At 45.1% G+C, this 14,747-nt stretch carries 10 protein-coding genes and 1 pseudogene; all 11 read right to left on the bottom strand.

Annotated elements, in window-relative coordinates; translation table 11 throughout:
• Nucleotide 1 precedes the first annotated feature (1 nt).
• The 11 genes and pseudogenes from TT11_RS05775 to TT11_RS05725 all read right to left on the bottom strand — a co-directional run bounded on the left by TT11_RS05775 (nucleotide 2) and on the right by TT11_RS05725 (nucleotide 14,729).
• Nucleotides 2-1,723 (bottom strand): hypothetical protein, encoded by a 1,722-nt coding sequence (locus TT11_RS05775; protein ID WP_261869487.1) that lies wholly within the window; start codon nucleotides 1,721-1,723, stop codon nucleotides 2-4.
• A gap of 2 nt (nucleotides 1,724-1,725) precedes the next feature.
• Nucleotides 1,726-2,232 (bottom strand): hypothetical protein, encoded by a 507-nt coding sequence (locus TT11_RS05770; RefSeq protein ID WP_261869486.1) that lies wholly within the window; start codon nucleotides 2,230-2,232, stop codon nucleotides 1,726-1,728.
• A complete protein-coding gene (locus tag TT11_RS05765; RefSeq protein WP_261869484.1) occupies nucleotides 2,229-4,418 on the bottom strand; it encodes a HEAT repeat domain-containing protein in 2,190 nt (729 codons plus the stop codon). The genes TT11_RS05770 and TT11_RS05765 overlap by 4 nt, the downstream gene beginning before the upstream one ends.
• Nucleotides 4,396-6,456, bottom strand: coding sequence for a hypothetical protein (locus tag TT11_RS05760; protein WP_261869482.1), 2,061 nt, complete (start codon nucleotides 6,454-6,456; stop codon nucleotides 4,396-4,398). The genes TT11_RS05765 and TT11_RS05760 overlap by 23 nt, the downstream gene beginning before the upstream one ends.
• Before the next feature lie 290 nt (nucleotides 6,457-6,746).
• On the bottom strand, nucleotides 6,747-7,034 hold the full coding sequence (locus TT11_RS05755) for a hypothetical protein (RefSeq protein ID WP_261869481.1): 288 nt from the start codon (nucleotides 7,032-7,034) through the stop codon (nucleotides 6,747-6,749).
• Nucleotides 7,012-8,652 carry a HEAT repeat domain-containing protein gene (locus tag TT11_RS05750; protein ID WP_261869479.1) on the bottom strand — a complete coding sequence of 547 codons (1,641 nt, stop codon included), beginning with the start codon at nucleotides 8,650-8,652 and terminating at the stop codon, nucleotides 7,012-7,014. The genes TT11_RS05755 and TT11_RS05750 overlap by 23 nt, the downstream gene beginning before the upstream one ends.
• 34 nt (nucleotides 8,653-8,686) lie before the next feature.
• A complete protein-coding gene (locus tag TT11_RS05745; RefSeq protein WP_261869478.1) occupies nucleotides 8,687-9,892 on the bottom strand; it encodes a WD40 repeat domain-containing protein in 1,206 nt (401 codons plus the stop codon).
• Between the two features lie 92 nt (nucleotides 9,893-9,984).
• The gene (locus TT11_RS05740; protein ID WP_261869477.1) at nucleotides 9,985-11,916 is read right to left on the bottom strand and encodes a BRCT domain-containing protein; all 1,932 of its coding nucleotides are present in this window, start codon (nucleotides 11,914-11,916) and stop codon (nucleotides 9,985-9,987) included.
• Between the two features lie 106 nt (nucleotides 11,917-12,022).
• On the bottom strand, nucleotides 12,023-12,511 hold the full coding sequence (locus TT11_RS05735) for a hypothetical protein (RefSeq protein WP_261869476.1): 489 nt from the start codon (nucleotides 12,509-12,511) through the stop codon (nucleotides 12,023-12,025).
• Between the two features lie 61 nt (nucleotides 12,512-12,572).
• Nucleotides 12,573-13,382 (bottom strand): hypothetical protein, encoded by an 810-nt coding sequence (locus tag TT11_RS05730; RefSeq protein WP_261869475.1) that lies wholly within the window; start codon nucleotides 13,380-13,382, stop codon nucleotides 12,573-12,575.
• 606 nt (nucleotides 13,383-13,988) lie between these two features.
• Nucleotides 13,989-14,729: pseudogene (locus TT11_RS05725) on the bottom strand (peptidase).
• Between the last annotated feature and the right edge of the window lie 18 nt (nucleotides 14,730-14,747).

The raw sequence follows: 14,747 nt of genomic DNA, 5'->3' as shown, positions 1-14,747 counted from the left end.
CTTACATCCCTTGGTTTTCGATAAAGCCTTTGGCTTCAAATCTGGCAATATGTTGTAAAAAAGCGGCTTTGGCTTGGGCAGGCTGATTGAACACCAGCTGCTGGCGCGTATCCTTGTCACCTATTGTTTGTTCAATGGTAATCTTCTTATGGGCGATGGTGATGTAAACATAAGCAATAGCGGTCTCTTGTGCGGTTAACGCTTGTGTCTTATCGCTTGTAGTCGCGTGTATCTGAGCAGCTGGTTGGGATAAGGCCGTTAAATCAAGCGTTGGTGCAGAAGGTAATGTCATCAACGAGCTATTGGATGCTACTTGTACGCTTTCTTGTTTGTTCTTAGGTTGATGTAAGCGCTTACTCGGTACGCGTTTACTCAAGACACGAGTGTCATGCCAACTGTCATTGCCCGTGTTATTTGGGTCGTATTGATTATATCTAAGTCGTAGCACAATAAGATGCGCGCACACGCCATGAGTGAGACGATGTTGCAAGTACTGCGGACAGCTACATTCCGCCTTGGTAACTAGCCCTTCATCGCCTAATTGCAGCTGGCTGTGATAAGTACGTCTGTCTTCTTCGACATGAATATCTGCACGAATAGTAATACCTTTGACAGCGACAGTCTCAACTGTGAATTTCTGCACAGCATCTGTACGGCCAATCAAATCAAAAGCCTGCTTTTCTGCTTCATTGTGATAAGCGAACTGTGCCATATCAAGCGGCACTTGGCTCAAAGGTCTGTAGTGATACAGCTGCGTCGCCATCTCATAGCGAATTAAGCCTTGCTGAGTACCTGACAGTAACCACTGCTGTACTTGTGAGTGAGAAACAGGCACAGACGTTAATGAAGCATCTGCTGATAGCGACTTTACCAAATCGTCTAAAGTGCTAGGGGTGCTCGCCAGTGTTTTGATTAATACAGACAAGCCATTAGCGTCATCGTTGCTATCGTTATGGCTGTCTGAAAGGTTTTCTTCACTAGCAGTCAATGTATTATGCAATGGGCGTTTGGGTAGCAATAAATCAAAATTCAACGACTGTGACCAGTTGGCTTGGCTAAAGCCTGTCATAGCAAAGGTAAAATGAAAGCCTTTGCCTTTTAGTGTCCAATAGCTTGGCATGCCTTGCCCCAGTATCGATACCGAAACGCTGTCAGTATGCGGCAACAGACGTTTTAATAGGCTGAGACGACGGCGACCCCATAAGCGAATGAGCTTTGCTTGTTGACCTGGATAGGGTTTTTGCTGTTGGCTGATTTGGCTTGTGACAGTAATATCAAATGGCTCTAATATAATCACTGGCAGCTGCTGGGGTCTAAGCTCAATTAATAATCCACGGCGTTTGCCTTTGATATCAGCATGCATACGCAGCTCAAATAGCACGTTATACAATGCGATTGGATCGAGATGGATGGTGTCTTGTGGTAATTGACCTGCAGACTGTACTTGTAGCAGCGCTCTGATCCAGCTTTTTGGCACGTTGATGCGCTTTTCTATGATCTGTTTTTTTACGGTGGGCTTGGTTACTGTACTATCAGTATCTGCTTCAGCTGTTTCTGGTTTGGCTTCGAGTAACTGTAAGCCGACCGCTTCATGACCAATGTCTAATATCGTTTGTTTATGATCTCGTATTTTCTCAATACCGTTAAACAAAGCCGTACTGTAATCAATACTGGTGGTACCAAGGGTAGCTTCGGCACTTTGCTCAAAAATTTCATTGGTCAATGTCAGTTGGGCATAGCAGCTTCATCACGGCTAAACACCTCAAAGCTGACACCTTGCTCATGCACCTGAATAATCGGGTCCAAAATACAAAAAGCCAGTGGGTCGTTATTGAATAGCCACGTGAAATAATCACGCTGCGCAGTAAACAGGTTTTTATTGCTGCTGGCACGGCGCATCTGCATAAATACCATGTACGCTGAGCGGTCTTTTGGCACATAGCGATAATCACTACTGACCACATCAAATAAGGCTAGCAAACTGTCACGAAAGACAAGGGGAGACTTGACCTTACCGTGGAAGTTAACCTCCGATCGATTCAGCTGAGCAAATAGTGCCACATGCTGAGTGTGTTCGCTTGTTTGCGCCTCCGACAGTGAGTCTGACGATTCGTTAACTTGACTGATTTGGCTAGGTGCGGCGTAGTCTAACTGCATCATCAGGCCATCAGTGTTTGCTACTATTTCTGACTCTGTTTCTGATGCTTGGTCTAATTGATTGTCTATAGTCATTGACTGTCTCCTTCACCCTGATTGCTTTTTTGACTGCTGTCCTGACTATATGCCAACGGACGCTTTTGCTGTGCTCGTATCATGGCACGTTGCCAGCGGCGTAGTACTTTATAAGCAAGCTTCTGAATGTCTGAGTTTTCATGTGTCATGAGCGTCGTCAGCCATTGTTCAATATTTGGGTTATATAGCTGCCCAAGCGCTTCGATAGCACGGATACGAACCGTCATCTCCATGTTGTCATTACTTGCACAATAATAAAGTGCGTCAGCGTCTTTTGCTTTGATCCACTGTAGTAGCTGCTGATTGATTGGTATCTCGGTAGACGAGCCCGTATGTTTTAGCGCATTGTTTTTCAGCGCATTTCTGACTACAGTTATTATGGATTTTTGGGTAGATGTACCGCTTTGTTCAATACGAGCAATCACAGTTCCTAGCAAGGCTTGGTTGTCGTAAGTGAGCTGCGATTGAGTTGCTGTCGAGACAACATTCAACGTTGGCAAGATACTTGATAGCACTTTATCGTCAGCGACAGGTCTAGCCAGTAGTGCCAACAGCGCTTGCTGCCACCAATCACTGACGGTCGTAGAGAGCAGTGGAATGGAGGTGATGGTCAATGGTTGACGAGCATCATTGAGCCAATCAAGCATTGCCACGATCTGCTTAGTAGCCGCTTTATCGACAGCACCTTTGGCAATGGTAATGGACACATGACGCATGATTAGCCAAACCAGCTGTTTGATGGTGCTACCCACTTGTTCAACCATCTCGATCCACTGGTTGTTGCTGATAGTAGTCGGACTGCGGTTGATGGTGTCGATAAGCGTATACCATTGCTCGCTTGCGCTGTCAAAACGCTGCTGCAACGTCGCAACCATTTCTTTGTCTAGATAGTTAGTTGGATACTGGGTCAGATAAGACAGTCCAATATGCTGAGTCAGTGTGTTACTACTGGTAATCAACGCGGTAAGCTGTGATGCTGGCATGTCTTGCTTGGCCATAATGGCATTTTGTAGAGCCGTCAAAGTATCGGCTGGTAAGTGCGCGCCATGCTGTGTGATGAATGTGGCTAGCTCATCGATGCTGCTATGACCGATGATACGTTTTAGACTCAAACGCTCAGTCGCTTCTACAAAGTCATTGTTATGGCTTTGTATGGTTGCCCAATCATAAGGATAAATCTGCGCTGCAAGACTGCCCCAAGTTTTTTGCGCTGCATTGTAAGCCACCATAAGCACATCACGATCTAGGTTGCTTGTCTTTAAGATATCTAACATTAATGCTTGATTGGCATCGCTATCATTCATCTGTAGTAGCCATACCGCATGCCTTTGTGGACGGAAAAATATGGCTTTATCAAGATGAATGCGTATATAGTGGCGTATTGCTTCCCAAGCAGGCGTTGTGTTGAGCCAGCGCAGTCCATTTAACCAATGGACAATGCCGGGATTGGTGAAATGGACTGCGGGGTCTGACAAGTGCGATTTTAATAGCTCAAAAATATGCGGACTATGCTCAAAGTCACCACCTTGTGCAAGGCGGCCTAAGGCTTCACTGGCCACGTCTTGCAGGTAATGCTCGTCACCTTCAGCCAGTTTGATTAACTTATCATAGGCTTTGTATAAGGTATGAACCTGTAAGTTTTTATCAGCGTTGTCCACAGGCGAGCTAGCATTAGGCGAGTCAGCATTTTGATTGTTATTGCTGCCTAGTAGCTCGCCAATGGCTAACACACTGCAGCTGCGGAACTCCGCATCAGGGTTATAATCGATCGTGGCCATCAAGATATTGACCCCATCAGCATGACCGCATTTAGCGAGTCCTTCAGCCGCGGCAAATTGCACATCAGCGTCTTTATTACGCAGGGCGTTTTGTAATGAGGTAATGCTGCTATGTCGTCTTTTGGCTCGATATGCCAGTGCCTCTACCAATTTAAAGGTATAGTTAGCTGGCATCTGCTCGTAGGCTAGCGCTAAAGCGGTATCAATGCGCGAGGATAAATCGCTGTCGCCCGATTGTACCCATGTTAGTGACGGTAATAGCTGTGCGGCAAGCGCATAATCACTATGATTCATAAGCGTAGTAAACAGTGATAACAAGACTTGCGAGTCTCTAGGATGCTGACGTTGTAACCAGCGCGTGTCTTCACGCTCGTCCAAATAATCCTCAATTTTTTTGATCGTAACCACTGATTTTTACTAAGGTATCAAATAAATATTTACGCTCTTCTTTATTTTTTTGCGGCGTGTGCTCAAACAGACTTTCTAAACGCTGTAGTAATGGCGCCACGAGATTCGTGTTACGTAGGTCAGCGATATCTGAGTAGATAACTTGTTTGGGTTTGTTGATATGGGGATCGTCAAGTAAGGCTAATAATCGTAAGTGCGCTTCATTAGCAACTTGTTCAGCAGTCGCAATATCAAAGCTACTCTTTAACTGACCTTCTAAAGTGTTCTTATTGATGAATTGGTACGACGTGAGTGCCTCAGTAAGTAATTTCCAGCTACGATATCTCTCATTACTGGACTGAGCGTCTTCAGCAAAATCAAACAAGCTATCAAATAGCGTGCTGTCCGCAAAGAGTACGTCATGAAACTCGATCAGTTGACTCAGTGCTTGATATTTTGCATTCCAATCATCACTCTTCACAGCATGCAGCAAAAACGTCAGCTTTTCTTGGCACTGCACTGACGGCGATTGACTGTTTGCAAAGGGCGTGACGATAACTTGTTTCCATTCAGCAACGATCTGAGGCAGTAACGACTGACAATAAGTCTGTAGCCCAAGCAAGCTGGCTGGCAGATGGCCTAGTCGGCCTTTTAACAGCTGATAGGTCTCTTCTGCTAAGGTGTGATTATTGGTTTTTAACAAATCAATGAGTTGTTGATCAGCGCTACTACTGACAGTAGCTGTATCCGATGGTTTGCTTTGCTGCTGTACGGCATTGTTATTTGCGGTATTTAGCAATAGATCCAAGCCGCGTTTGACCATATCACGGTAGGGCGTACTCATTGCATAGTCAGCCAGCTTTTTGGCAGGCATGTCCAGCTTATACAAGCATGCCCAAGCCAACTCACGAGTGTCAAAACTACTGTGGTTGAGTAATGGTAACAACACGCGACTGGTACTGTCTCGCCAGTCCTCATCGTTATTAGTGTTCAGCTGCGATGGTTGAGTAGCAAGCCACATTAGCCCTCGAATGGCTTGGTCTGTGGTGCTGCTATTAGCATAATAATCGTCGCCTGCACGTATGACACCAATCCAAGCGCCAAAGGCAAGAGACTGGTATGGATAATGCACTTCCTGACTATCTTGTTGTTCAGTAGGAGAGCTACCGACTGTTTGCGCATTGCCTGCCATATTAACGGTGGCCGTAGCGGGGTGAGTACTTAACAATGCCTGTAAACTGCGTTGCCATTTTTGTAATGTCTCAAAAACATCGTCCTCATCGTCATAATAATCATGAGCGAGTAATTCAGATAAGTGGCAAATGACACTAATGGTTTGGGCGCGTACCAATGGTTGCTGATGGCGACTGAGGTTGGCGAGCTGTTGTAAGTTTTCGGTACTGACGGTTGTCAGAATACTTGTTCGGATAGAGGCCGTATTATGCGACTGTCCTTTAACACCACCTTTATATACCGTGTTTGGCATGGCATCTATCATCATCGTAATGACTTCAGAGTGAGAAGATAAAATACTGCCTAATTGACGTGACAAATAATCACTTAGGTACTGCCACGTTGACGATAGTGCTTGCTGGTTATTGCGTTGTTGTACGTCATTCGGGTAACGAGCGAGTATATTGGCGTAGACTACTGCCGTGTCATTATCAGCAAAGCTTAATGTTTCTATCAGTCGATTGGGCCTGACAGTGCTGGTAGCGGTCTTTTCAGGAGCTTGCCTGCCACCTTGCAAGCCATTCTGTAAATCATTAAATATCAATAACAGTCTGGCTGCTACTGCATAGGACTCTGACTCAAACAAAGGCTGTAATTGTCGTGCATGTGTAATACCTAAACCGTGCTGCGCTTGAAGCCAATAAACAGGCATTTTTGATGCTACCAGATTGCTATTGTCGATATTGCCATAAATATCATGAGTCAACAAAGCCTGCCCACGCGTATCACCTAGGATAGCCAAACCAAAATTGGCACAATGGCAAATAATGGGGCTCTCATCTTTTTGCCATTTGAGCAGCAGATCAATATCGTTTACAGTCACCATGAGCGTGAGTGTTGGAGCAAGTGATTTAAAATCGGCGTCAGGGTGGTGTAAATATTTATCGTACCAGTTAAGCGCGTTGTATGTTGAGGGATAAGCTAGCTTTGATAAACCAAATAATGCTTGGCCTACATGACTGTACCACTGAGTATATGTTTCACTTTTTTTGTCCTGAGAGGGTATTGGTAGATCTAAGTAATGCTTAAAGACTTGGTACGCTTGCTCATCACTTCGCTTTGCCTGTTCTTCGTCAGTGTATAAGCGTGATTGGCTGGCCAGCAGTTGAGCGACTGTTAGCTGAATATCAGGATAAGGACTGTTGAGGCCGCGGTAATCAATGCTTCGTGATGATTAGGTTGATCATCGGTGCTACTATCATCTAGGCTACTGTAATCCGCTAAAATAGTAGGCTGTAAGTCTGTCAGCGCCAAAGCGACCGTCAAAGCTTGTTTACGTAGCTCAATACTGTCATCAGCGAACATGGCCACTAGAGCTGGCGTCAGTTGTGTCAGCTGAGTCGTATTGGCTCTGGCTTGCACTGTCGTAAGGGCCAGTTGCTTAGTGTCCGCATAAGCTGGCAAGTGCATTTAACATGACGTCAGCAAACCCTAAGTGTTTGCTCTGTTTCAATGCGATGTCAAAGGCTTGCTTACGGATAGCGGCAAACGTATCCGCAAAGAACAGGGTCAGGACAGCTTGATTGGTCTTTTGGTGATTCGTTTCTTCAGTGTTATTGGCTTTATTTGTTTTATGCTTCGAGTTCATCGCTAGCAGCAGTCGTTGCCATTCTTCTATCGCCACTTGATGCACATCTTCAAAGAGGCTTTGCTGCAATAGCTCAATGATGTCAACGATGGCGCTGTCAGATGACTGCTTAAATTGGCGGTTTAATAGAACTTTAACCACTTCTAACCGAATACTGGTAAAAGGGTTATTCAATGCCTGTAGCAGTATGTCTGTCATCTCTAATGACATCTGAATACTTTTATCACTGCTATCACCACTATTTGCGCTATCCGGTGCGACATGCTTTAAAAACAGTGCTAAAGACTGCTCGTGAATGTCTTGATGTTTAGAAGCAAAACCTGTCGCTGCCCAAGACAATGCATTGTCTGCTAACTTGCCATAGGCTTGCATGGCGACTTGGCGCACGCCAGCGTCCTTATCATCTAGTAATGTCGGTAGGACTGCTTTGGCGTCTTCTATATTTAAATGACCAAGCGCTGTGGCGACACCAGCACGGATGATGGCACTGTCTTCATGGCTCATTAGGCTAATCAGGGTGCCAAACGCTCGTTTGTCTTGTAGGCAAGCCAGCGCATACGCCGCTCGGAAACTGATATCTTCGTGACTATTGCTTAAGCTTTGTAATAAGGGTTCTAACGTGTCATTGCTTAGCTTTATAGATTCAGTAGCTGGCTTCTTGGATTTTGCCGTTTTAGCCTTACTCTTAGATGCTTGAGTACTATCTGCTTGCGAGATAAAATCTTGCGTAGATAAGGTTAAACGGATCGCCTCATCGGATTGTTTAACATTATTATTATTCGCCGCTGTACTACTAGCGTTATCTAGTAGCGTGCCGCGCAGTAAGCGAAAGTCATCAAAATCAGTCAGGGTACGTAATGTTTGCGTGTCACCTTGCTGTTTCAATGCCTCTATCAACTTAGGCTGAGACAACAATGAGACGTAAAACGCTGTTTGCCTAATCTCTGTATTACGATGATTCTGTAGCAGCATCAACTGACGCGAGACTTCAAGATGGTTTAGCATACCGCGCTGATACAGACGAATCAGTCCTGATTGGACAATGTCTGACTGATTGCAGTCTAATGCCATCAAATCTGCTTGAGGGCTGTTGTCAGGCAATAGTGTCTCAAGCGAGGCCAATGCTTGCTTACGAATATTTGCAAAACTGTGTGACAACGCGTCTCTTAAAATAGGCAAGATGCGGCGCTGGCTTGTGGCATCCTTCATCGCGACCTTTAGGTAACCTTGTAACGCAGAAGCCACCACCTCTTCGTAGTAACGGTTTTTAAAGGCTTCTTCTAGATAATGCAGCGGGCGCTTCGCCGTATTTGCGCGATCGGCCAAGGCATGAAAAGCAGCAAGGCGTACTTTTGCACTGTGCGCCGAGCTTAGTTGCTGCTCTAAAATCTGTGCAGTTTTATCAAGATTAGTAGTCGCAACCCACTGTACCAATTGCAATGCTTGATTGGCCGTGAGCGTGTCGCTATCAGCAAGTAATTTTTTTAACCAGCTCTAACGTTTGGTTATCTGCTTGCGCCTGTAGCAGCGCCAATCCTTCTTTAAACGACACATCATTATTATTTGACGTATCTGTCAGTAACTGGCTGATTCTCTGATAGCCGTCTTTGATGATATAAGTGACTGGGAGCAACTTACTGTTTTGTGCCGTACTATTCTGTGACGTACTTTTAGTATGGTCAATAGGTATGAAACGTAGGCTCTGATCGGCACTGACTACGATGAGCGCTGGTTGTTCAGCGTAAGAAGATAAAACGATCTGTCGAGCCTTGGTTAGATCCTCTTTACAGCTGTTTGGCTGACCTTTATCAAATGCCCATGATTTGACGCTCTTGTCATCGGCGGCAGTGAAGAGCCGTGTGTCTGAGACACAAAGCGCCGTGATCATTTCGCTGTGTTGGCTAGACTTAGTTCTATCAACAGGATGCAGATCGCCTTGGACATGAGTACGGTACAAGCACTTATCTGCGCCTGCTGAGAAGAAGTACTGGCCGACTGGCTCAAAACAAAGCGCGTTTACTTTACCTTGGTGGAGCTGTTTGCGACTACTTAGATTGAGCTGAACGCCATCTGAGGTCCATTGATAGCTACTAACCTCTCCCGTTTTATCTGCTACGACTAACCACGAGCCATCACTTGACGTTGCTAGCGCTGTTAATGCGGATTCTTTACTTGATGCTGCTATAGAAGACGAATAAGGCTCAATGATGACAGTACTGCTGGCTTGACTATTTTGATAAGGCCATACCACGAGGTGTTTGGGGTATAGAATAGCCAACGCATCTTGTAGCGGCGCCATGGCTACGGCACGGCCTATAGCACTGTTGTTATCTTCAGGTGCATCAAGCAAGGATGTAGCACTGGTCTTCTTAACTTTCTTGGCTTGCCAATCCGTTTGGTAAAGATGACCATCGTCACCAATCATTACCACCGTACTGTCATCTATTTTGATGATGGCTTGCATCGCACAAGGCAGTGCAGTTGTCGATAAGCTGAATTGCTCACCTTGTTGATCAAGGACGTATAAGACCGTAGCAGATGCTCGCTGCTGGCGAGTAATAAAAAGACTGCGCCCATCTTGCTTGCTTGTCTTTTGAGTTGCCGCTTGGGTGCTGTTGGCCTTACTGACTAGGCCAATAATTTGACCCCAATAGGGGAGGGTTATTGTTTTCATGGTGTTATCTCAGTTGAGGTGACGTCATATTTTTTTGAGTATTTAAGCTTGCTAGTAGCTATTTATCTATATCTGTCTGTTCGCCACAGTCGTTAAGCAGATGCAACTGGCTGCAGGTTTTTAGATAGCTCAGGATAGCGATGCAATAACCGTGTGACTGCAACCAAACACGCATGACGCTCCATCTTGCCTGCCGAGTGTGTAAAGGTGAACAGTGTGGGCATAATGAGCGCCGCAAAGGTGCTGTCAGCCAATGCCACATCACGGAACGTTTCAATCAACGCCAATTTGGCACGACTCGCAGATATGGGTTTTAGCGTGATATTGTTATCTGACTCAGCTGCTTCGTATGACTGTGATGATGAGCGCTTATCTGAATAGCCTTGTTGCTTATGCTTATTGCTGTCACTAGCACTTGGCTCTTGCGAACCGCCTAGACGTCCAGGTGGTAGCTCAAAGAGACCACGGCGTAGCAGCATCAATAATTGGTCGACTTCTGCAGGCAAGCTTGCCAAACGTCTATCTGACTGTTCTGTTATGACTGGTTGAGCGCTGTTGTCTTTATCTGGTGCAGTATCTTTATCTTTACTATCGCTACTGGTTGGTTGCCAGTTTGGGGATACGTGACGCGCCTTGTAGTGTTTCCATAGCATGGTCACGGCGGCATAACGTACTTCACGGTCTGTGCTTTGGGTCAATCGATATAAAGACTGCACATCTTGGAAATTGGCATGACGCTGCAGTAAGGTGATACCGATTTGGCGAGCGACTCGCGCTTTGCTTTCAATCAAAGCATTCAACATGCCAGCATTCAATTGTGCTGGCTGAACGTGGTAACGTCGATTGGCAACGGATGGCTTATCCAATAGCGCACGCTTCAGCAGTTGCGTGACCTCAGTATAGGGAGATTCTGCCATCATCAGCCATAGGGCCGGCGTCGGTTGCCACGTCGCCATTTCATACTCACTCAGTAATAAGCCAAATGCTCGCAGCTGGCTGTTACGGTGTTGCAATAAAGGAATGACGCGCTCCGCATCAAAGAACGAAGAAGGGATAATCGCATCGGGATCGACTGGTCTGTCTGTCAGTGCCATACAGATCTGTTCATGATGATGACTGAGGTAGCTGATCGCAAGCTCACTGATAGGTGCAGTAGCATCATCTGTTGCCATATGCCACAGTGCATTGGCACCTGCAAAAGTATCGTCTTCAGATACCTCTCTAGATTGACCACTTAACATCTGCAAAAATGCGGTTTCGGAGATAATCTTTAGCGGCGCACCATCGGCGATTAAGCTTTCGGCCTTAACTTGCTTGCTACCTTTACGGCCATTGCCATATAATGGTGAACCATCATCACCGATGACCAAGTAATCTAACTTGCCGTTGACGGCGCTGCTAATAGCACCATTAGCCGCTTTCACAACTTTTTCGGCCTCGCCACGAGTCATGCTTTGCATCTTGCCTGTGAATAAATAGCGTTGGCCGGTTAAATCTACTTCAGTAGCAGCATCGCTATTTGAGTCTTTATTGTCAGTGCTATTACTGGAAGCGTTATCAGTAGAGTCGCCTTCATTGCTGTCGAGATATGCGATAAAGTCGGCAGGCAAGAACCCTTTGTTAATGCGTTCAATCGCAAATTCACGATAGAGTGCTTGTTCGCTATGCGCAAGGTTCATAAGCCAGTCGAAACCTAAATCTATCGGCGCAAACCGACGCACATCAGACAGCCAATCTCTCACGTTTTCTGCTAAGTACTCATCAAAAGCTAAGTGCTTTTGCCAGTTTTTAATAGAAGTATCAGCAGATTTTAATCGTTCAATATATTCACTCACTTGCCAATCAGGCTCATAGGCAAGCGCATGCCAATAGCTCATATCAAGCGTCGCGGCTGACAGTACATCTTCATCAAACCAATCGGTAATAGTCGCTTGCGATAGTGGATGTAATAGCAGTATTTGCCACACGTCAGCGTTTACTTGGCTCAAATCCAAACGTCTGAGCTGGTCCAACGCAAAGTTCATGCAGTCGCTGTCGTTATAAGCAGAGAAGTCCTGTTGCTCTGGTATGTCTAGCTGCTGGGCAATGCGAATAAAGTATTCAGTCCCTAGTTCTTTGGCACTATAGAGCTCAGGTAGTTTTTTTTATGGCAAATTTTACGCTGTGTGTTCTACCGCTGGTCAATCGTTCAAAAAACCACTCAGGGGTTAAATCGCGCCTTGTAAAGTGTTTGCTAAGTTGTTTGCTCGCGGTTTGATAGTGATGTTCGGTATCTAATAACTGCCCCCAACCGTTGACACCAATATCAGCAACAAGGTCACGACTTAAGATATTGTTGATGGCAAATGCTCTAACAGGCTCATAATCTGACATGGCTAGTAGCATCAGCTCAGTGAGCGATAAGTCTTGAGCGTAGCTTTTGGCATAGCCAATCGCATATTGATAGGCGGCAGGATAGTGTGAATGGAGTAGCTGTAGCACCACTTGATGCAAGCCCAATGTTTTAAATTTAGACTTTTCAAAATGCGGTGAGTTTTCTAATAGCCAAACAATCATCTCATCACGCGCTTTGCTATGTGCTTGTCCGGCAGATAAATATTGTAGCGTTTCACCACTCACATCACGTAATTGGGTCTTAAAGTCGTGTTTTAGGCTATCGGTTGCGAATTGTCTGATAGCCTCATTTTGGCGATAGCAATAGCTGGATAAGTGGTTCAGGGTCTCGTTGCCACGCCTCAGCGAAGGCGCGACCTTTGGCATCAAAGAGCTTGCGAGGTGAGCGACTGCTGAATCGATTGACACCATAATCAAGACTGTTATGGAAACAGATATGATTGAGCACCCAGCTGTTCGTTTGTTCGAGGCTGCCTGCCATCATGGTTTCGTCATAGCTGGCGAGTACAGAAACGGCGGCATCAATGTAGCCAATTGGCATTTGCTGTCCTAGCTGGCGCAAATAACGCCATGCTCTAAGGCTCATATAGGTTTTGGTCGCTAGGCTGACCGCAGAGTTGGCGGTTTGATTGAAACGCTGTAAATCAATCTTGGCGGCTATTTGCCCAAATATCTCATAATCTTGAGAAAATTCTGCTTGCTTATAAATGCGCTTTAAACCTTTCCACACACCGTAGCTGACTGGCAAAGCCGTAATGGCTTGTTTTAAAATAGTTCTAGAATACGCGCTGCCATCTTCCCACAGTGCGGTCAGTATTATATGAATCTTATAGCGATCTGGGAGGGGGTAGACGCCTTCGTTTGCTTCCAATTTGGCAATCATTGCCACGCGCTCTGCAAACTGTACTTCGGGGTATTGCTCCCGAAATTGATGACTAAATATCTTATCTAAAAACCGATCAAAAGTAAGCTCATGCTCAGGGATGGGCGTCTCGGGAATCGCATCAGCTTGAGTTGCCAATGTACATAATTTATCGACCAAACTTGGATCTTGGGCTTGCCAAGCTTGCTGAATTTGTGAAAATGACAGACTCATAGAAATTTGCCTTAATTTTTATTTTGTCAGTGCGCATAATTTTGTAGCACCATAAAAGCGCGTTTCACAGAAAATATCAAGGACTTTTGTAAGGAAATATATGAGCTGCGACATATAGCGTCGCGCATAATTTTATTTGCAATTATATATTGACAATAATAACTATTATGAGGCAAACTTAACGAGTTGTGAGATTTAGCGTTTCACCGTTTACGGTGAGGGGCGACGTTGCGTCGTCCACGAGTCAAGCCATTACATTTTACCCAAGGAAGACTGTTTCAGTCCTGCTAATACCTAGATAAAGGCCCTAGTGTCATTAGCTCGCTGGCGCAATCACGCAATCGTGATTGAGCTAATGCACTAGGGCCTTTATCTAGGTGCAGTCCAGTGAGTCTTCCATGTACCAGGTCATGAGGTAGATTACACAACAATTGAGTGTGACATCATTATGATGGCATTCAAGGCCTTTAAAGCAAAACCGGAATAGGGCTGTTTATTCAGCGCTATTCCGGTTTTTTATTGCCTGATTATTAGTTGATAATAAAAAGCCCTTTATGATAGACAAAGGGCTTTTTATTACAAAAATATGATTTTATACGGAACTATTTATCCCCAATAACCATCAGGACATTTAGGCAATTCAACCAAAATACGACGTAGCTCTTTTGACCATTGACGACGAATGCTATTGAAATATTCATCACTTTCATCAATACGTCGGCCGTTAGGCAGGATTAGGCTGTCATTGTTATAAAGTACAAAATCTATTGGCATGCTACTGATAAGTTGGATTGAATGGTTGAATCAAATGACAGCATCAACGCACGTGCTGCGTGTCTCACATCCGTATTGTAGCTGACAGAACGATCTAGAATAGGTTTGCCATACTTGCTTTCACCCAATTGAAAAAAACGGAGTATCTTCAGTGGCTTTGATACAATTGCCTTCAGGATAAATCAGGTATAACTCAGGTGGCTGTCCTTTAATTTGACCACCCAGCATAAAAGAGCTAGTAAATGCGCCGTCGACATCAGCATTAGCGACTGCTTTTGCATGATTCATAATATTACGCATACATTCACCAACCATTTGGGCGGCATCAAATAAAGTCGCTACCGTATTAAGGTTACTCTCAAGACGCTGGTCAATATCGTTTTGCAGTTTGTTAAATACCGCCTGCGATGTTGCCAGACTACCAGCTGTCTGCAATATCATAAAGCGTTCACCCTCGACGCCATATTGATAGAGCTTTCTAAAGGTCGAAATATGGTCAACGCCAGCATTGGTGCGAGTGTCACTAGCGAAAACCATTCCTTCTTTAAGACGAATAGCGGCACAATAAGTCATAACAGATCCTTGTTGAAG

The sequence above is a fragment of the Psychrobacter sp. JCM 18901 genome, assembly GCF_000586435.1.
GTDB lineage: Bacteria > Pseudomonadota > Gammaproteobacteria > Pseudomonadales > Moraxellaceae > Psychrobacter.
The sequence above is the reverse complement of the archived record's forward strand: the minus strand, read 5'-3'. Positions and strand labels throughout refer to the sequence as shown.